Below are 18,562 nucleotides of genomic sequence, written 5' to 3'. Positions count from 1 at the left end.
GTTGAAGTTCCCACAGGCCCGCCGCGTTGTCTGTGACACGTCACACTTCCGGACGGCGCGTGCGGTGGCCAGAGGCCCTTTCCGGCCGCGCGCCGGAGCGACCGCGCCCGCACCCCCGGACGCGCCGGGGGTGCGGGCTGCCGGTCAGCGGCCGTAGCGGATCAGGGCACGGACCATGCGGCAAGTGGTGTCGGACGGCGGGTGGATGGCGAGGCGGTCGGCCGCCGCGCGGATACGGGCGTTGTCGGCGCTCGACGGCTGGTACACCCCGGTGTCGAGCAGGGCTATCGCCAGGCGCATGGCCTTCAGGCGGCGGTTGTGGGAGACATACCACTCACGGGGCCGGCCCGCGGGGAGCGGCTTCTTCCGCAGGGGCTTGTGGAGCGGCTCGGTCGTGACTGTGGCAACGGCCATCGGCAACCTCCTGGCACGGTGGTGGAACCCTCACGAACTCCCTCCATTCTACTGCCCCCCACTGACAATCGCCCCTGGCCAGAGGCCTTTTGGAGGTTCACTCCCGTACCCTGGGCCCCATGGAGATCTGGATCAATCCCGCCTGTTCCAAGTGCCGCAGCGCGCTGAGTCTGCTCGACGCGGAGGGCGCCGACTACACGGTCCGCCGCTATCTGGAGGACGTGCCGTCGCCCGAGGAGATCCGGGCCGTGCTCGACCGGCTCGGGCTGGAGCCGTGGGACATCACCCGGACCCAGGAGGCGGAGGCGAAGGAGCTCGGGATCAAGGAGTGGGCGAAGGACGCCGGTTCGCGCGAGCGGTGGATCGAGGCACTGGCCGGTCACCCGAAGCTGATCCAGCGTCCGATCATCACCGCGCAGGACGGTTCGGCCGTGGTGGCGCGGACGGACGAGGCGGTACGGGACGCGCTGGGGCGCTGAGGAGGACCGGGGGCGCCGAGCAGCAGGGACCGGGGCGCCGAGGAGGACCGGGGGCGCCGGCGAGGGGCCGGGACGCCCCCGCTCAGGGCTCCCGCCGCCCGGCCTTCCTCTGCAGCGCGAGGCGCCGCTCACGGAGGTCGGCCTGGCGCCGGCGGCTCGCCTTGCCGGCGGCGGCCCGGGCCTTCGCCTCGGGGTCCTTCCGCCGGCGGCCGATCAGCAGGAGCGCCCCGAACAAGGCCAGCACGATCACCAGGGCGAGGATGCCGAGGGTCGCCGCCAGCCAGTCGGGCAGGGAGTCCATGCCGTGGTCGCGGTACCTCTGGTTCATGGTTCCCTCTCCCCCCTGACGGACGGCCTTCGACCACCGCACCCTAGCGGGTCGTGCCGGCTCACCCCCTGCGGCTGCGCTCAAGCCCGCCCCAGCTGTGCCTCCGCCTCGGCGAGCACCTCGGTGAGGCGCAGCCCGAACCGTACGTCGCAGGGGTGCGCCTCCCCCGTACGCGCGGCCTCCAGCAGGGCGTCCACGGCCGCCCCGAAGGCTTCCAGGGCGCTGCCGCCGCCCTCGGGCAGGGCGAAGACCCCGTGCTCGCCCCGGAACTCGACCTCGGTGCCGGCCGCCGCCGACGGGGCGTCCAGGGCGAGGGTGACGGTGCTGGACGCCCCGGAGGCGTGGCGCAGCAGCAGATGGGTGGCGTCGGCGGGGCCGGGGGCCGCGACCACGTCCGTCACGTCCCCGAGGACCGGGATCAGCACCGAGAGGGCGTGCGGGCCGCAGTCCCAGAGGCCGCCCTTCTCGCGGCGCCAGGGCGAGGCGGCGAACTCGTTGCCGGTGCCCGGGGCGTAGAGGGCGGCAAGCCACTGGGCACGGGCGGTGAACCAGCCGCCCGTCGCGGCCTGTTCGGCGACCCAGCCGGCCGTGCCCTTCGCGAACCGCAGCGTGCAGAAGACCACGGAGGCGACCTGGGCCCGCTCCGCGGCGTCGGCGACCTCGCGCGCCGCGGTCACCGTCGTGGCGACCGGTTTGTCCAGCAGGAGGTGGCATCCGGCGTCGGCGGCCCGCACGGCCAGGGGCGCCTGGACGTCCGGCGGCACGGCGAACGCCACCGCGTCGCTCGCGGCCAGCAGCGCGTCGAGGCCCGCATCGCCGGTGTACGCCCCGGTGCCGTGGGCCGCGGCGAGCGCGTCCGCCGCCTCGGGACGGCGGCCCCATACGCCGCTCAGTACGACGCCGGGGTGGGCGGCGAGGGCGGGGGCGTGGGTCATGCGCGCCCAGGGGCCCGCACCGACGAGGCCGACCCGCAGCGGGGCGGTGGAAGCTGGAGGTGTGGTCATGGCGCCAGTCTGCCTGCCCGGCCCGGCGGTGCGGAACGTATCCAGTACGACGCAGGGTGAGACGCCCCGGAGCGGCGGGGACCTGCCGTCCGGCACACCCGCGAAACCTCGGTAACACCGGGTTCACATTCGGGCAACGGACGGGAAATCGCGTCTTGCCAAGCTGCGCACATAGACCGCAGCACCCGCAAAGGATGGCGTCCGTGACGTTCAAGGCTGAGTACATCTGGATCGACGGCACCGAGCCGACCGCCAAGCTTCGTTCCAAGACGAAGATCATGGCCGGCAGCCCCGCGCAGGGCGTGGCGGATCTGCCCATCTGGGGCTTCGACGGTTCGAGCACCAACCAGGCCGAGGGCCACTCCTCCGACCGGGTCCTGAAGCCGGTCTTCTCGTGTCCGGACCCGATCCGCGGCGGCGACGACATCCTCGTCCTGTGCGAGGTCTTCAACATCGACATGACTCCGCACGAGTCGAACACCCGCGCCTCGCTGCGTCCGCTCGCCGAGCAGTTCGCGGACCAGGAGCCGATCTTCGGCATCGAGCAGGAGTACACCTTCTTCGCCGGACACCGTCCGCTCGGCTTCCCCGAGGGCGGCTTCCCGGCCGCGCAGGGCGGCTACTACTGCGGTGTGGGCTCCGACGAGATCTTCGGCCGCGACATCGTCGAGAAGCACCTGGACAACTGCCTGAAGGCGGGCCTCGCCATCTCCGGCATCAACGCCGAGGTCATGCCCGGCCAGTGGGAGTTCCAGGTCGGCCCGGTCTCGCCGCTGGAGGTCTCCGACCACCTGTGGATCGCCCGCTGGCTGCTCTACCGCACCGCCGAGGACTTCGACGTCTCCGCGACCCTGGACCCGAAGCCGGTCAAGGGCGACTGGAACGGCGCGGGCGCGCACACCAACTTCTCGACCAAGGCGATGCGCGAGGGCTACGACGCGATCATCACCGCGGCCGAGTCCCTCGGTGAGGGCTCCAAGCCGATGGACCACGTCAAGAACTACGGCGCGGGCATCGACGACCGCCTCACCGGCCTGCACGAGACCGCCCCGTGGAACGAGTACAGCTACGGCGTCTCCGACCGCGGCGCCTCGGTCCGCATCCCGTGGCAGGTCGAGCAGGACCGCAAGGGCTACATCGAGGACCGCCGCCCGAACGCCAACGTCGACCCGTACGTGGTCACGCGGCTGATCGTCGACACCTGCTGCACCGCGCTGGAGAAGGCCGGCCAGGTCTGATCCGTCACCGGCACGGCATGAAGGGGCGTCCGCTCGCGGGCGCCCCTTCGGCGTGCCCGGCCGGCGCGGAAGGGGGATCGTGCCGGTACGCAAGGGGGGCGTGAGGAACCTGACACAGCGGTCCGTATCGACGGGTGAGAGAACACTGCTGCGCGGCGCCGATGTCTGCTTCAATGGGGGCATGGCCAGCTTCCAGTACATCGCGTCGGGTCGCAGCGACCTCGAGCCGTTCTGGCCCTCTCGTCAGCACCATGACTTCGACCGGGTGTGTTGCCGCGCGTGGAACGCGCAGGCCCTCTAAAGCCGCATCACCCCGGCCTTCGGCCCGCGCGCACGACGTACGTCCTCGACGACTCCTCGCGCGAAAGAGCTGACCCTCATGGCGAACACCCGTACCTTCTCCACCGCGTCCGCCGCCACCGCGGCGTCCGCGGTGTCCGCTGCGGCCACCACCACCGCTCGCACCCCCCTGTCCCCCAACCGCCGACTGCGTGCCGTCGACCGTGACGAGGTCGTCGAGTTCCCGGACGTGGCCGGCTTCCTGCCGCCGGGCGCCACCTGGCTGCCCGCGCCCCAGCACACGCTGCCGGCCCTGCCGGGCCGGCCCCCGATGGTCGGCTACCTGGTCCTCGTGCCCGCCGACCAGCAGCCGGCCCTGGCCGGGGCCGTGGCCTCCGCCCAGCACCGGGAGCTCGTGCCGGAGCAGGCGCCGCCCGGCACCGCCCCGGCGGGCGGTCCCGTGCGGATCGACTCCACACGGCGCACCGCCGCCGTGGACGGTGTCACCCTCGATCTCACGTACCTCGAATTCGAGCTGCTGGCCCACCTGGTGGCGCACCCGCACCGGGTGCACACCCGCGATCAGCTGGTGACGACGGTCTGGGGTTACGGGCATGTGGGCGACGGGCGCACCGTCGACGTCCACGTGGCCCGGCTGCGCCGCAAGCTGGGCGCCGAGCACCGCCGGTCGATCCAGACCGTGCGGCGCGTGGGCTACAAGTACGCGCCCTGATCACACCCCGCTCACACAGGAGGCCCCGGGTTCACCGCCCGGGGCCTCCCCCGTTTCATGGTGGTGCCAGGTACACCCCCGGCCGGGTGGCGGAACGGCTGACGGTGGCCCCCTCCCGGAGGCGAGACTGGGTGCCGAACGGGACCCGACAGGGACCCGGCGAGGGGAGACACCATCATGAGAACGGCACAGGGCCGGGTAAGGACCGCGCTGCTCACCGGTGGGCGGGCGTTCGTCCTGTCCTTCGCGAGCATCGCGGGCTCGACCACCCTCTTCGTCCTGTCGGTCCTCTCGATCGCCTTCGTCCTGCTGGGCATCGGCCTCGTCACCACCCCGTGGGTCATGGAAGCCGTGCGCAAGCACGCCAACCAGCGCCGGCTGCTGGCGGCGGAGTGGTCGGACATCCGCATCCCGGTCCCCTACCGGCCGTTCCCGAAGGATGTGCGCACCGGCTTCACCGGGCAGGTCGAGCGCACCACACTGCTGCTGAAGGACCCGGCGACCTGGCGGGACCTGCGGTGGCTGCTGCTCGACATGACGGCGGGCTACGTGGTGCTGGTCCTCGCCTTCGCGCTGCTGGTCTTCCCGCTGGAGGGGTTCGTCCTGGCGGCCGGGCTGTGGCGGGTGTTCGAGGACAGCACGTACTGGTACGGCTTCGTGCCGGTCAGCAGCCAGGCGACCGGCCTGGCCGCCGCGGCGCTCGGCATCGCGATCTTCCACGTCGGGCTGTTCGCGAGCAAGCCCCTGCTGCGGCTGCACTTCGTGCTCGCCCGGTCGGCGCTGGCACCCACCCAGGAGGAGCTCGCGCGGCGCATCGCCCGGCTCACCGAGACCCGCCACGAGGCCGTGGACACGGCGGCGTCCGAACTGCGGCGCATCGAGCGGGACCTGCACGACGGGGCGCAGGCCCGGCTGGTCGCCATGGGCATGAACCTCGGCACGATCGAGGCACTCGTCGAGAAGGACCCGGCGGAGGCGAAGAAGCTACTGGCGATGGCGCGTACGTCCTCCGCGGAGGCGCTGACCGAGCTGCGTGATCTCGTACGGGGCATCCACCCGCCGGTGCTCGCCGAGCGGGGGCTCGGGGACGCGGTGAAGGCGCTGGCCCTGCGGATGCCGGTGCCGTCCGAGGTGACCGTGGAGCTTCCCGGCCGGGCGGACGCCCCGGTCGAGTCGGCGGCGTACTTCGCGGTCAGCGAGGCCCTGACGAACGCGGTGAAGCACGCGGCCGCCGACCGCCTGTGGGTGGACGTGCACCACGCGGACGGCATGCTGCGGATTTCCGTCACGGACAACGGCAGGGGCGGTGCGGCCGTCGGCGCCGGATCGGGACTGGGCGGGATCGAACGCCGACTGGGTACATTCGACGGCGTACTGGCTGTCAGCAGCCCTGCGGGCGGCCCCACCATGGTGACCATGGAGATCCCTTGCGCGTTGTCCTAGCCGAAGATCTCTTCCTGCTCCGCGACGGCCTCGTACGCATGCTCGAAGCCTACGATTTCGAGATCGCCGCAGCAGTCGAGAGCGGGCCCGAACTCACCAGGGCACTGGCCGAGTTGGAGCCGGACGTTGCCGTCGTCGACGTCCGGCTCCCGCCGTCCCACACCGACGAGGGCCTGCAGTGCGCGCTGGCCGCCCGCCGCAACAGGCCGGGTCTGCCGGTGCTCGTCCTGTCGCAGCACGTGGAGCAGTTGTACGCCCGTGAGCTGCTGGCCGACGGCAACGGCGGCATCGGCTACCTGCTGAAGGACCGGGTGTTCGACGCCGACCAGTTCATCGACGCGGTACGCCGGGTCGCCGCCGGGGGTACGGCGATGGATCCGCAGGTCATCTCGCAGCTGCTGTCACGGCGTTCGGCGGACGAGCCGATGGGCGGCCTGACGCCCCGGGAGCGCGAGGTCATGGAGCTGATGGCACAGGGGCGTTCGAACGTGGCGATCGCCTCGCAACTGGTGGTCACCGAGCGGGCGGTGGCCAAGCACACCTCGAACATCTTCGGCAAGCTCGGCCTGCCCGTGTCGGACGACGACAACCGCCGCGTGCTCGCTGTCCTCGCCTACCTCGACCGGGGCTGACCCACGGGCGGCGGCCCTCAGCCCGCGAACCACCTCTCCGCGTCCAGCCGGAACGCGCCCGCGGGTGCCATCCTGCGCAGGTCCGCCTCCAGGGCCGCGACCCGCTCCGCGCCGAGGACTTCGGCCCACTCGGCGCGGATCCGGTCGAAGCCCTCGGCGGATCTGACCAGCATGTCGGCGCCGTGTGCGGTGACCCTGACCAATTTGCGCCGGCCGTCGTCGGGGTCGTCAACCCGTTCCACGTATCCGAGGCCCTCCAGCTTGTCGACCGTCTTCCCGGCGGCCTGCTTGGAGACACCCAGCCGCCGGCCGATCTCGCTGGCGCTCGCTCCCTCCCGCCCGACCGCCTGGAGCGCGAAGCCGTACGCCGGGCGCACGTCCTGGTGGCCGTGGGCGGCCAGGTCGCGGTGGAGCGCGTCGATGATCGACCGGAAGCCCGCGAACAGCAGCAGCGGCAGTTCGAACCCCGCCTCTCGGCCTTCGTTCCCGTCCTCAGCCATTGCGCACCTCGACAACCTGGTTTACCTTTTCGACAATCACGTTGTCGAGTTTACCGCGAGGGGACCCCATGTCCGGTACGCACTTCCCCGATCACACCATCGACTCGGCGCCGCCCGCCGCCCGTCGCACCATGGAAGCGATGGCCGGCAGGCAGGGCGGCCGTGTCCCGTCCGCGGTGGCCCGGCTCGCCACGTCGCCGGAGACGCTCAACGGCTTCCTCCAGGCGAGCGCGGCCTTCGAGTCGAGCACCCTGGACCCGCTGTCCCGCGAGGTCGTCGTCATGACGATGGCCACCCGCAACGAGTGCCACATCTGCGTGGAGATGCACACGGCGAAGCTGAGGGCGCTCGGCGCGGAGCCGGAGCTCGTCACCGTGCTGCGGGCACCCGGGGAGCAGCCCCTGCCCGACGAACGGCTGGAGGGCGTACGCCGGTTCACCCTCGCGGCGCTGGCGACGGCCGGCGCGGTCGGGGACGAGGACCTCCAGGACTTCCTGTCCCTGGGCTACACCTCGCGCAACGCCCTGGAGGTGGTTCTCGGCATCGGCGCCTACACGATGTCGACGCTGGCCAACCGGATGACGGGAGCCCCCGTGGACGCCGTGCCGGTGTAGTCCGCCGCACGGATTCCGCGGGGTGCTGAACGGATGGGGCTCCCGGTCCGTATGGGACGTCACGCTTCCGACTCGAAGCACTCGAAGCGGACTCGAAGCGGAGGAGTTCCATGGCACGCACATCGCGCAAGAAACGTTCGACGCTCACCAACCGGGCCGTCGTCGCCGCGGCAGCACTGTTCCTGGGGGGAGGCGGGCTGATCGCCGTCAATGTCTACGCGAGCGCGGGGGAAGGCGGGTCCGGTGCGCCTCCGGGGCAGTTCCGGAACGCGGCTCGTCAAATGTCCACCATCGACTGTCCCGACGCGGGGATCGCCCTTCCCGACATACCGGACGGGGCCCGCCCGGAGGTCGACCGTGAACTGGCTGCCATGGACACGCAGATCACCGACGCGTACCGGGAGTTCGCGGACCGCAAGGAGCGGATCGCCCGGGATCCGGCGCTCGCCGAGAACGCGGTGCTCGGTCCGCTGAAGAGCAAGCGGGCGGCCAGTCTCGACCGGATCGGGACCGCCGTCGAGCGGTCCGAGGGCCGACGGCCGCAGGGCCTGGAAGGGCTCGCCGGCTGCGGCCTGCGCGCCGATGACGACGGCAACGGCTCGGGCGGCGGTCAGGACGGCGGGGACGGCCAGGGCGACGGAGACGGCCAGGGGGACGGTCAGGACGACGGGCAGGACGGCGGCCAGGACCAGGGCGGAGGCCAGGACCAGGGAGACGGCCAAGGCGAGGACCAGGGCGGCGATCAGGGCGGCGACCAGGACCCGCAGGGCAACGGGCCCGAGGCGTCCGACTTCGTCGACATCCAGTCCGTCCAGCCCGACGGCGACCGCCCCCGCAACCGCCGGGGCGCCTCCCGGGGCACGTTCACCACCGACTGCGGCCGTAACGAGAACGGCAAGTTCAACCCGGACAACGTCATCGCGGCCCCCGGTGTGAGCAACGGCGCCCACCACATGCACGACTACGTGGGCAACCAGGCCACCGACGCGTTCGCCGGCGACGACCAGCTGGCCGCCGGGGAGACGACCTGCCGCAACCAGGGCGACCGGTCCACGTACTACTGGCCCGTGCTCCGCCTGCAGAACGGCCAGGACGAGAACGACGTGGACGCGGACGGCGGCGGCAGGGACCAGAACACCGGGGAGATCCAGACCCCGTCCCAGGTCACGCTGAAGTTCGTCGGCTCCCCCACCGGGAAGGTCACGGCCATGCCGCGCTTCCTGCGGATCATCACCGGGGACGCCAAGGCCTTCACCAACGGCGACGCCAACGCCAACGCCTCCTGGAGCTGCACCGGGTTCGAGGACAGGCAGCTCAAGGACAAGTACCCGATCTGCCCCGAGGGCAGCCAGGTCGTGCGGTCCTTCGCCTTCCAGAGCTGCTGGGACGGGCAGAACACCGACAGCGCCAACCACCGCACCCATGTGGCGTTCGCCCAGGACGACGGGCGGTGCCCGGGCGGCTTCAGGGCCATCCCGCAGCTGGTCCAGCGCATCGTGTACGACGTCCCGCCGGGACCCGGCTTCGCCGTGGACTCCTTCCCGGAGCAGCTGCACAAGCCCGTCACCGACCACGGCGACTTCATCAACGTCTTCGACGACAAGCTGATGAAGAAGGTGGTGAGCTGCATCAACGGCGGGCGTAAGTGCCGCTGATCAGCACCGGGGGCGGCGTCGTCGCCGCCCCCTCCATACCTGCGCGGTCAGCTCGTGCGGTGACCGGAGTGCCCTTCCTCGCTCCCCCCACTGCCACTGTTCCCCGAGTGGTGCGGCGAGGCGGTCTCCACCGTCCCCCCGAGCCGGCCGCGCAGCGCCGCGACCACGTCCGCGTCACCGACCGCGACCCATTTCCGGCCGACGAGATACGAGCCGCCGTAGTCGTTGGCCTCGTTGATCCACTCCCGCTGGCCGCGGTCGGTGGCGAAGGTCGCCAGGACGTAACGTCCGTCACCCGTCTTGCAGTTCGCCTGCCGGATCTCCTCGGCGTCGGTCTGCAGGTCCGGCTCGCAGCGCGCCTTGGACGCGAGCTGCTCCAGGGTCCCGCTCGCGGTGGGCGGTACGGCGGGCCGGTCGTCGCCGTCCGCTCCCCCGCCGCACGCGGTGAGCAGGGCGAACCCCGCCAGCACGGCCACGGACACCAGGCCGGTCCGTCCTCGTCGCCACTCCAGCTGCTCCACCATGCGGCCATCGTGCCCCGGTGCTCCCGGCTTTCGCGGGGAAACCGCACAACCCGCCCCGGAGCGCGCACGCCGGAGTGACCATCGCACCATTCGCTCGTTCAGCTGAATATGCCCCCTCTGCGAGCAGTACCGCCGTCCGCCGGCCGCCCGTACGCGGAGCAGGCCGCCGGGGAGCGTGCCGAGGCCGCGCCCGCCGAGCACTACGCCCGGCTGGCGCGGCTCGCGTATCTCGTGCTGGCGCCCTCCCTCGGCCGCAACCGCCGGGTGCTGTCGGCGCATTGGATGGCCCAGCGGGCCCTGGCCGGCGGGCAGGGCGCCGACCCGGCGGGCGCGTACGCGTACGTACGGCTGCGGGTGCTGCGTTCCGCGCTGGAGGCCGGGCTGCCGTTGCTCCGGTTCGGGCGGCCGCGGCGGGCGCAGTTCCCGCCGCTGGTGCCGCAGGTGTGGGGGCTGCGGCTGTTCCCGCACTCCTGCGGCGCGGACGAGCTGGCCCTGGAGCAGGCCCTGGCGGAGACGTCGGCCCCCTGCCGGGCCGCGCACGTGCTGCGGGGGCTCGAAGGGCTGGACGACGCCGAGGTGTGCCGGGTCCTCGACGCGGCGGGCGTCGACGACCCACGGGCGGCGCTGCTGGAGGCCGACGCGCTCACGGCGCCCCACGCGCTGCTGGCCTCACCGGAGTTCGACCCGTGCTCACTCCAGGTGCGGCCGACGGACCCGGTCCGCCGCCTGCGGCGCGGGCGCACCGTCCTGGCCGGTGCCGGCGCCCTGCTGGTCTGCGGGACGCTGCTGCTGATGCCGGGCGACGGCCTGGGCGGCCCGAGCGCCACGTCCGCACCGCTCTACTCACGCAACCACACCGCCCAGCGGGCGCTGGACCCCGCCTCGTTGCGCCGGGTGCCGGAGGGGCTCTGGCGGGGCTCCACCCGCCGGGACTTCACCGTCTGGCCGACGCGCGGCGACCGGACCGGGGACACCGGGCTGCTGGGCCGTGCCCTCGCCGCCTGGGCACGGCCCGGCCCCGCGGTGGTTCCGTCGGCGACGCCCGGGACGCCCGACGGTCCGCCGATGGGACCGCCGCAACTGCTGTACGCGGGCGAGGTCGGCCGGGCGGCCGTGGTGCTGTTCCACGACGGCCTGCGCGTCGTGCGCTACGCCGAACCGCGCAACGCCGATCCGTCCGGGGGCGCCGCGCTGGACTTCGCCCGGGTGGACGGCGCGGACGCGGTGACCGCGAGTGCGCTGGTGGTGCAGCGCCGCACCGGCCGGATCCGCTATCTGACGGCGCCCTGGGTGCGGGACGTCGGCGTACGCGATCTGCTCGCCCCGCACGGGGCGGCCCGGCCGCTGCTCCGTGACCGGCACGGGGTGACGGACCCGCTGACGGAGCCGGAGTCGGAGGAGGGGGGCCGGGCGGACTGCCGTTCCTGGCAGGCCCTCGAACTGCGGGACGGTGCCGCGGCGCGGCTGATGACGGATCTCGGCGAGCTCACCCCCGTACGCCTCACCTCGGGCTCTCCGGCGGCTCCGCACGACGTGTCGGGCCGGGCCGAGCGGGAGAGCTGGGCACGCACCGCCTGCCTCCTCCCCGCGGTGCGGTCCAACGGCGTCCGGTCGGTGAACTCCTGGCCGTTCGCGAGGCAGCGGCTGCCGGAGGGGGCGGGGGACGCCCTGTGGTTCTGCACCCGGGCGGACACCTGGCGGGGTACGGGCAGCCGGGTCCTGGCCCAGTTCCAGGCGCCGCCCGAGCTGTCGGGCGGTGCCGGGGCGCCCGCGGCGGTCGCGGCCCGTGCCGAGGATTCGCCGGACTGCGGGATACGCAGGCCGCGGGTGCTGGCGGGCGTGCTGTGGAAGTCGGAGACCGGGCGGTGGTACGTACTGGCGGCGGGCTCACGGCAGTTCGCGGCCCTGTCCGCGACCGGAGGGGTGCGGGGCCGGACGGCCGGGCGGCTGCTGGCGCTGCCCGCCAGCGAGGGCGACCGGCCCCGGCTGGCCGGGCTGCTGACGGACGGCAGCCGGGTGGGCTCCCTCCGCTGAGGCCGGGGCGGCGGGCGGACGAAGCCCGCTCGGCCTGCCCCGTTAGGCTGTCCGGCATGACGACCGGGGTGCGACGCAGGATGGGCGTCGATGAGCGCAGGGCCCAGTTGATCCGTGTCGCCCTGGAGTTGTTCAGTCACCGCTCGCCCGACGAGGTCTCGATCGACGAGATCGCGGCGGCGGCCGGTATCTCACGCCCGCTCGTCTACCACTACTTCCCGGGGAAGCGCAGTCTGTACGAGGCGGCGCTGAAGCGGGCCGCCGACGAGTTGGCCGGCCGCTTCCTGGAGGCGCACGAGGGACCTCTGGGGGCCCGTCTGATCCGGGTGATGCGCCGGTTCTTCGACTTCGTCGAGGAGCACGGCCCGGGTTTCGCGGCCTTGATCCGGGGCGGCCCGGCCGGTGGTTCGTCCACGGCCAACGCCCTGGTGGACGGGGTGCGGCAGGCGGCGTACGAGCAGATCATCGCCCACCTCGGTGTTCCGCACCCGCCCGCGCGTCTGGAGCTCGTCGTGCGGTCCTGGGTGTCGCTGGCCGAGTCGACGGCGCTGCTCTGGCTCGACGGGAAGCGCATTCCGCGCGGCGAGCTGGAGTTGCAGCTGGTGCACGACTTCGCGGCGCTGGCGGCGGTGAGCGCCGCGTACGACCAGGAGATGGCCGGCATCATGCTGCGGGTCTTCGCGCAGGAGCCGGCGGACGGCCCGTTCGGCGAACTGATCACCAGGCTCTCGGCCCTGGCCCCCGCCGCACCGGCCGTCCCGCCGCAGCGGTCTCAGCCCTTGCGGTAGGAGGCGTCCAGGTCGCGGACCTCGGCCGAGGCGTGGACGGTGAGGCCGTCGACGGGCTTCAGGTGCCCGGCCAGCAGCTCCAGGACGGCCTCCGTCAGCCGCGCCTTGGTCTCGGGGGTCCGGCCGGGCAGCATCGCGATGGAGACGTTCACGAGGGTGTCGCCCGCCGGGGCGTCGCCGACTACCGTGTCCTCGGCCCTGCGGAACCGGGTCTTGCAGGCGGGGACCTTGGTGGAGACGGTCTCGGCGACGAGCGGGTGCAGGGCCAGCGCGAAGCCGCGCCGGTCGAAGCTGTCGTCGAGCTCGGCGGAGTAGTCGACGGTGATCTGCGGCATCAAGCGCTCCTGATCGCGGGTGCGGTACGGGTCCGTATACATGTACAGCGTGCACGCACGTGTACGGCTTCAGCTTCCCGTGATCGCGCCGCCCGCACAAGGGAGCGCCGAAAGGGCCGGTCCCGGCCTCCGCCACGAGGGGCGGGGACCGGGACCGGTAGGCGGGGGGGGTTGGCGTCAGCGCCGGGAGAACACGGCGACCGTGCGTCCCGGGACGGTGAAGCCGCCCGACTTCCCTTCGTACGAGGACTTCTTGACCGTGGCGTCCGCGCCCGCCGCCTGGACGGGGTGGAGCGCGTACGCCTTCCCGGCGAGCGCGGGGACGACCTGGCTCTGTGTGCCGGGGGTGGCGTTCATGACGACGACCAGCTTGCCCAGGCGCATCGTGATCACCCCGGGGGTCTCCTCCTTGCCGGAGAGCGGGAAGGACAGGGTGTCCTGAACCTGCCCGGCGGTGGCCAGGCCGAAGTCCTTCTCGGTGGTACGGATCCTGAGCAGGTCCTGGTAGGCGGCGGACGCGCCCGTGATCTGCGCGCACCCGGGGGTGAGCGAGGCGTTGGTCAGCAGCGGCTTGCCGTAGGACCACTTGTCCTTGTTGTCGGCGGCGGGCGGCAGGCCCCGCCCGAAGCCGTTGCCCTTGCGGCAGTCCCAGTGCAGCGCGTTGAACCAGTCGCCGCTGTCGAAGGAGTTGCGGTCCAGCGACTTGGAGCGCAGCAGGTCGGTGCCGGCCTGGGAGAGCGCCGGTCCCTGCGAGAGCACGGCGGTCGCCATGGCCAGGACCTGCATGCGGGCCCGGTCGGCGGCCGAGGTGTCCGCGGGGAGCTTGAAGGCGAGGGCGTCGTAGAGGGTCTCGTTGTCGTGAGCGTCGGCGTAGGCGAGCGCGTCACCGGGCGCCGCCGCGTATCCGGCGGGGGCCCCGTTGTAGTCGACGGCCGAGCCCTTGACCGTACGGCCCTGGGTGTCGGTGAAGGTGTAGTCGGCGAGGTTGCCGGTGAGGCCGACCTTGATCAGGTCCTGGTAGTGGAGCAGCCGGGCCTTCTGTTCGGCCTCGGTGCCGTTGGCGGCCGAAGTGTTGGGGTCGGTGTAGAGGCCGGAGGCGAAGCCCTGGACGCCGGGGTCCTCGTCGAAGGGGCCGCCGCCGCGCACGGCGTCGCGGGCCCGGTCGGAGAAGGTGGCGATGCCGGTGCCGGCCATGTTCTTCTGGGTGGCCTGGACGAAGCGGGCGTCGTCGGCGATCTCGCCGAAGTTCCAGCCCTCGCCGTACAGGACGATCTTCTTCCCGTCGACGCCGTCCTTGGCGACGGTCAGCCCGTCGAGGGCCTTGCGGACGGCGAGGATGTTGGCCTTGGGGTGGTGTCCCATCAGGTCGAAGCGGAAGCCGTCGACCTTGTACTCCTTGGCCCAGGTGACGACCGAGTCGACGACGAGCTTGCCCATCATGGTGTTCTCGGGGGCGGTGTTGGCGCAGCAGGTCGAGGTGGCGACGGTGCCGTCCTCCAGGAGCCGCTGGTAGTAGCCGGGCACGATCCTGTCGAGGACGGACTTGTCGTCCTGGCCGGAGGCGACGGTGTGGTTGTAGACGACGTCCATGACGGTGCGCAGCCCGGCGCCGTTGAGGCCCTGGACCATCTGGCGGAACTCGACGGTGCGCTTCGTGCCGTTCGGGTCGGAGGCGTAACTGCCCTCGGGGACGGTGTAGTGCAGCGGGTCGTAGCCCCAGTTGAAGGCGTCCTTCGAGGCGGCCTTCGTGACGCAGGCCTGCTGTTCCTCGGAGTCGGGGGCGTAGACGGACAGGTCGCAGGCCGGCTGCTGCCGGCCGGACTTCTTCTCGGGGATCGTCCCGATGTCGAAGGCGGGCAGCAGGTGCACATAGCTGGTGCCGGAGCCGGCGAGCTGCTTGAGGTGCTTCATGCCGTCGGAGCGGGTGTCGGTGAAGGCGAGGTACTCGCCGGGGTGCTTCGAGGTGGTGTCCGTGACGGAGAAGTCACGGATGTGCAGCTCCTGGATCTGGGCGTCCCGCAGCGGCACGGCGGCGGGCTTCTTCAGCCCTGACCAGCCGCGCGGGGCGAGTTCCGGGGCGTCGAGGTCGACGACGAGACTGCGGGCGGAGTCGGTGGTGAGGGCGGTGGAGTAGGGGTCGGTGACCTTGTTGGTGACCATCTTCTGGACGGTGGGCGCCCAGACCTGGACGGCGTACCGGTAGGGCTTGCCCGTCCAGGACTTGTTCCCGGTGACCGACCAGACGCCGGTGCGGTCGTCGCGCCGCATCGGGACGCTCTTCCCGTCGAGTTCGAGGGAGACCGTGCGGGCGGTGGGCGCCCAGACGGAGAGCGTCGGGGTGCTCTTGCGGAAGACGGGCCCAAGGGCGGCGCCGCTCGCGGCCTTCCCGTACAGCGTGTCCAGGACGCCCGCGGTCTGTACGCCGGTGGCGGCGAGCAGGGCGCCGTTGGCGGCGCGCTGGGTGGCGATCAGCTGGCCGCGCAGGGATTCACGGACGCGGTCCCGGTCGCGGGGGTCGACGGTGAAGGCCGGGTAGTCCTTGAGGTGCGGGTACTTCGCCTTCTGCGCGTCGGTCAGCTGGGTGGCGCCGAGCCGGAGCCACCGGCCCTCGTCGGAGAGGGCGCCGTCGACGACGGAGATGCCGCCGTTCTTCGCGTACACGAGCTGCTGGCTGGTGGCGGCGGTGGCCTTCACCTTCCAGACGACGGTGTTCGCGTCGATCCACTGGGCCTCGGCCTTGGTGAGGTCGGGGGTGGGCACCCCGCCGGCCTGCGGCAGCAGGTAGCCGGGCTTCCCGCCGAGCATCCAGACCTCGTGCCCGTAGGAGGCGATGTCGAGGGACTGGTCGCTGGGGAGGTCCTTCTCGTCGCCCTTGTGGAGGATGTAGCTGAGCGAGGTGGCGCCGTCGGTGAGCGGGACCTCGAAGGTCACGCCGTAGGCGTCGGTCCGCACGGGCTCCAGCGGCTTGGCCCAGTCCGTGGGGGCGGCGGCACCCGTCCAGGTGTGCAGGCCCCAGCCGTCGTAGTTCCCGTCGGCGCGGTGGTAGTGCAGGACGGCCTTGGAGGTGTCCTGCGGCGGGGTCTCCGGCGCCTCGGTGGTCTGCTCGTCCTTGCCCTGCTCGACCCAGACCTGGCCGGTCGCCGCCAGGTCGACGGTGCGCCCGGGGCCGTCGGCCGTGCCGTTCTTCTCGATGGTGTACGGCACCGAGGAGGTGCCTTCGTCGAGGTCGATCCAGGCGAACGCGCCGTAGGCGTCGCGGCCGATGAAGTCGGCGCTCTTGTCGCCGGACTTCAGTTGCCAGCCCTCGTAGTCACCGTCGGACCGCTTGTAGTGGACGATCGCCTGGTCGCGTTCGACGGCGACGGGCTTCGGGGCGGGCGGGGCCTGGCCCGCGGTGCCGGCGGCCAGGGCGCTCGCGGTGCGTCCGGCGCGGTCGACGACGACGGCCTTGTAGCGCAGCGGCGTCCCGGCCTTCACGGAACCGTCCAGGTGCTGGGTGACCTTGTACGGGGCGTGGTCGGCGGAGCCGAGGGTGACCCACTTGCCGTTGCCGGTCTGCGCGGCGAACACGACCCGGTCGGTCCCGCCGCCCTTGACGTCGGCGGTGAGCTCGACGGTGCCGGTGGCACCTGCGGCCGGGGCCTTCAGGGTGACCGACGGCTTGGTGGCGGGGGTGCCGAGCGGCTTGTCGGCGCGGAGCACGATGCTGGACAGCGCGGGCACGGTGACCTTGACGCTCTTGTCGGAGCCGCTGCGGACGGCGCCGGAACCCCCGTACAGGGTGCGGAAGTTCATGCCCGCGGACTCGGTGGGCAGCTGGACGGTCCGCGCCTCGGTGCCATTGTTGGAGGCGACGAGGTACTCGTACGGACGCTTGGTGTCCGTACGGGAGAAGGCGTAGACCGAGTCCTTGGAGTAGCGCTCGGTCTGCACGCCGTCGCGCAGCGCCGGGTGTTCGGCCGTGAGCTTGGACAGGGCCGCTATGGAGCGGTAGAGCGGGTGGGTCGTGTCGTACGCGTCGGAGGCGTGCGTGCGGTCGGTGCCCAGCTGGTCGTCGTCGAGGTAGTCGGCGGTCCTCGACGCGAAGAGGGTCTGGCGGGCGTCCTTGTCACCGCCCGCGCCGGTGTAGCCCTGCTCGTCGCCGTAGTAGATCACCGGGTTGCCGCGGCCGAGGAACATCAGCTCGTTCGCGAGCCGGGCCCGGTCCAGGAGCTCGGCGTCGCCGGCCTTCGGGTTGTCCTGCTTCAGGAAGGTGCCGATCCGGCCCATGTCGTGGTTGCCGAGGAAGGTCACCTGCTCGTAGGCGTTGGCCTTGTCGGTGGTGTAGCGGTAGTCGTCACCGTAGACCGCGGCGAGCTTCGAGGCGGGGGCGCCCTGGGAGGCGTACTGCCGGGCGGCTTCCTGGAAGGGGAAGTCGAGCGTGGCGTCGAGGCGGCCCTGTGTCACGTAGGGCGAGGTGATCGCGGTGTCGGCGGAGTAGACCTCGCCGAACATGAAGAAGTCGTCGCGCCCGTGCTTGGCCGCGTAGCCGTCGAGGGCGGTGGCCCACTGGGTCCAGAAGTCGAGGTCGACGTGTTTGACGGTGTCGATGCGGAAGCCGTCGATGTCGAAGTCGCGGACCCACTTCTCGTAGATCTTCTCCATGCCGGAGACGACCTCGGGGCGCTCGGTCCACAGGTCGTCGAGGCCGGAGAAGTCGCCGTACTCGGTGGACTCACCGGCGTACGTCGAGTCGCCCCTGTTGTGGTACATCGTGGTGTCGTTGAGCCAGGCGGGGACCTTCTTGCCCGTGTTCTGCGGGGTGTACGGGAACGAGTCGGCGTCCACCTTCCCGACGCCCTGGGTGTCGTCGAAGGGACGGCCGTCCTCGTCGAGGTACGGGTAGGCGCCCTTGGACTTGTAGCCGTACTCCTTCTCGGCGTAGTCGACGGTGTCGGCGGTGTGGTTGGTGATGACGTCGAAGAAGACCTTCATGCCCTTGCCGTGGGCCTTGTCGATCAGCTTCGTGAGGTCGGCGTTGGTCCCGAAGTGCGGGTCGACCTGGGTGAAGTCGGTGATCCAGTAGCCGTGGTAGCCGGCCGAGGCGTCGTCCCCCGTGCCCTGGACGGGGCGGTTCTTGAAGATCGGGGCGAGCCAGATGGCGGTGGTGCCGAGGCCCTTGATGTAGTCGAGCCGCTGGGTGAGGCCCTTGAGGTCGCCGCCCTGGTAGAACCCCTTGTCCGTGGGGTCGAAGCCGGTCTCCAGCCGTGAGCCGGTCAGCCCGCCGCGGTCGTTGGAGGTGTCGCCGTTGGCGAAGCGGTCGGGCAGCACGAAGTAGAACTGCTCGCGGGTCAGGTCGTGTCTGGCCGGCTCCTCGGCGAGCTTCGCGTCCGAGGGCGGGGAGGGCGGTCTGGGCGCGGCGGACGCGGAGGCCGCCGGCACGACGGGCAGCAGCGCCGCGCACAGTGCGGCGACGGCTCCCCGCCGGAGGGTGGTTCGGGACACGGGCGGGTACTCCTCGGCTTTCGGGGGTGGGATCGAGCGGTGCGGGCCGGGGACGCCGTCGATCGCGGCCCCGGCCCG

Annotated in this window: 16 protein-coding genes; 9 read left to right on the top strand and 7 right to left on the bottom strand. The window is 72.1% G+C overall.

The genetic code is table 11. The features are described from left to right. Positions 1 to 144: 144 nt before the first annotated feature. Positions 145 to 414, bottom strand: coding sequence for a hypothetical protein (locus tag ACIRD8_RS02240; RefSeq protein ID WP_403985082.1), 270 nt, complete (start codon positions 412 to 414; stop codon positions 145 to 147). A 119-nt stretch (positions 415 to 533) separates the two neighbouring features. Between ACIRD8_RS02240 and ACIRD8_RS02235 the strand changes: the two genes are divergently transcribed. After that, on the top strand, positions 534 to 893 hold the full coding sequence (locus ACIRD8_RS02235; protein WP_403985080.1) for an arsenate reductase family protein: 360 nt from the start codon (positions 534 to 536) through the stop codon (positions 891 to 893). 82 nt (positions 894 to 975) lie between these two features. On the opposite strand, the gene ACIRD8_RS02230 is transcribed toward ACIRD8_RS02235, so the two are convergent. After that, positions 976 to 1,221, bottom strand: a complete 246-nt coding sequence (locus ACIRD8_RS02230; protein WP_403985079.1) for a hypothetical protein — start codon at positions 1,219 to 1,221, stop codon at positions 976 to 978. An 80-nt stretch (positions 1,222 to 1,301) separates the two neighbouring features. Next, positions 1,302 to 2,225: a Gfo/Idh/MocA family protein gene (locus tag ACIRD8_RS02225; RefSeq protein WP_403985078.1), complete on the bottom strand. Its 924-nt coding sequence runs from the start codon at positions 2,223 to 2,225 to the stop codon at positions 1,302 to 1,304. 203 nt (positions 2,226 to 2,428) lie between these two features. Between ACIRD8_RS02225 and glnII the strand changes: the two genes are divergently transcribed. The 4 genes from glnII (at position 2,429) to ACIRD8_RS02205 (ending at position 6,550) form a co-directional block, all read left to right on the top strand. Next, positions 2,429 to 3,463 carry a glutamine synthetase gene (glnII, locus tag ACIRD8_RS02220; RefSeq protein WP_403985076.1) on the top strand — a complete coding sequence of 345 codons (1,035 nt, stop codon included), beginning with the start codon at positions 2,429 to 2,431 and terminating at the stop codon, positions 3,461 to 3,463. A gap of 379 nt (positions 3,464 to 3,842) precedes the next feature. Beyond that, positions 3,843 to 4,475, top strand: a complete 633-nt coding sequence (locus tag ACIRD8_RS02215) for a winged helix-turn-helix domain-containing protein (protein WP_403985074.1) — start codon at positions 3,843 to 3,845, stop codon at positions 4,473 to 4,475. 177 nt (positions 4,476 to 4,652) lie between these two features. Further along, the gene (locus ACIRD8_RS02210; RefSeq protein WP_403985072.1) at positions 4,653 to 5,918 is read left to right on the top strand and encodes a sensor domain-containing protein; all 1,266 of its coding nucleotides are present in this window, start codon (positions 4,653 to 4,655) and stop codon (positions 5,916 to 5,918) included. Further along, a complete protein-coding gene (locus ACIRD8_RS02205; RefSeq protein WP_403985070.1) occupies positions 5,903 to 6,550 on the top strand; it encodes a LuxR C-terminal-related transcriptional regulator in 648 nt (215 codons plus the stop codon). Before ACIRD8_RS02210 ends, ACIRD8_RS02205 begins: the two co-directional genes overlap by 16 nt. Positions 6,551 to 6,567: 17 nt before the next feature. Here the strand turns inward: ACIRD8_RS02205 and ACIRD8_RS02200 are convergent, their stop codons facing one another. Next, positions 6,568 to 7,050: a MarR family winged helix-turn-helix transcriptional regulator gene (locus ACIRD8_RS02200; RefSeq protein ID WP_403985068.1), complete on the bottom strand. Its 483-nt coding sequence runs from the start codon at positions 7,048 to 7,050 to the stop codon at positions 6,568 to 6,570. Between the two features lie 68 nt (positions 7,051 to 7,118). On the opposite strand from ACIRD8_RS02200, the gene ACIRD8_RS02195 reads away from it, so the two are divergent. After that, positions 7,119 to 7,664 carry a carboxymuconolactone decarboxylase family protein gene (locus ACIRD8_RS02195; RefSeq protein ID WP_403985066.1) on the top strand — a complete coding sequence of 182 codons (546 nt, stop codon included), beginning with the start codon at positions 7,119 to 7,121 and terminating at the stop codon, positions 7,662 to 7,664. Between the two features lie 110 nt (positions 7,665 to 7,774). Next, positions 7,775 to 9,319 (top strand): DUF1996 domain-containing protein, encoded by a 1,545-nt coding sequence (locus ACIRD8_RS02190; RefSeq protein ID WP_403985064.1) that lies wholly within the window; start codon positions 7,775 to 7,777, stop codon positions 9,317 to 9,319. Positions 9,320 to 9,366: 47 nt separating this feature from the next. Here ACIRD8_RS02190 and ACIRD8_RS02185 read toward each other — a convergent pair whose 3' ends face one another. Beyond that, the gene (locus tag ACIRD8_RS02185; RefSeq protein ID WP_403985062.1) at positions 9,367 to 9,843 is read right to left on the bottom strand and encodes a hypothetical protein; all 477 of its coding nucleotides are present in this window, start codon (positions 9,841 to 9,843) and stop codon (positions 9,367 to 9,369) included. A gap of 108 nt (positions 9,844 to 9,951) precedes the next feature. Here ACIRD8_RS02185 and ACIRD8_RS02180 point away from each other — a divergent pair, with 108 nt between their 5' ends. Together ACIRD8_RS02180 and ACIRD8_RS02175 are read left to right on the top strand one after the other, a co-directional pair. Continuing rightward, positions 9,952 to 11,877, top strand: a complete 1,926-nt coding sequence (locus tag ACIRD8_RS02180) for a hypothetical protein (protein WP_403985060.1) — start codon at positions 9,952 to 9,954, stop codon at positions 11,875 to 11,877. Positions 11,878 to 11,933: 56 nt separating this feature from the next. After that, entirely contained in the window at positions 11,934 to 12,665 is a 732-nt protein-coding gene (locus ACIRD8_RS02175; protein ID WP_403985058.1) for a TetR/AcrR family transcriptional regulator, read from the top strand. Here the strand turns inward: ACIRD8_RS02175 and ACIRD8_RS02170 are convergent. Both ACIRD8_RS02170 and pulA read right to left on the bottom strand, forming a co-directional pair. Next, on the bottom strand, positions 12,650 to 13,000 hold the full coding sequence (locus tag ACIRD8_RS02170; RefSeq protein ID WP_403985056.1) for a 5-carboxymethyl-2-hydroxymuconate Delta-isomerase: 351 nt from the start codon (positions 12,998 to 13,000) through the stop codon (positions 12,650 to 12,652). The two genes, ACIRD8_RS02175 and ACIRD8_RS02170, sit on opposite strands and share 16 nt — an antisense overlap. Positions 13,001 to 13,177: 177 nt before the next feature. After that, positions 13,178 to 18,484, bottom strand: a complete 5,307-nt coding sequence (gene pulA, locus ACIRD8_RS02165) for a pullulanase-type alpha-1,6-glucosidase (RefSeq protein WP_403985054.1) — start codon at positions 18,482 to 18,484, stop codon at positions 13,178 to 13,180. Positions 18,485 to 18,562 lie beyond the last annotated feature (78 nt).

Origin of the sequence: Streptomyces sp. NPDC102451 (assembly GCF_044765485.1) — a bacterium.
In the GTDB taxonomy this organism is placed as follows: domain Bacteria; phylum Actinomycetota; class Actinomycetes; order Streptomycetales; family Streptomycetaceae; genus Streptomyces.
This window is presented reverse-complemented; position numbering and strand designations above follow the sequence as displayed.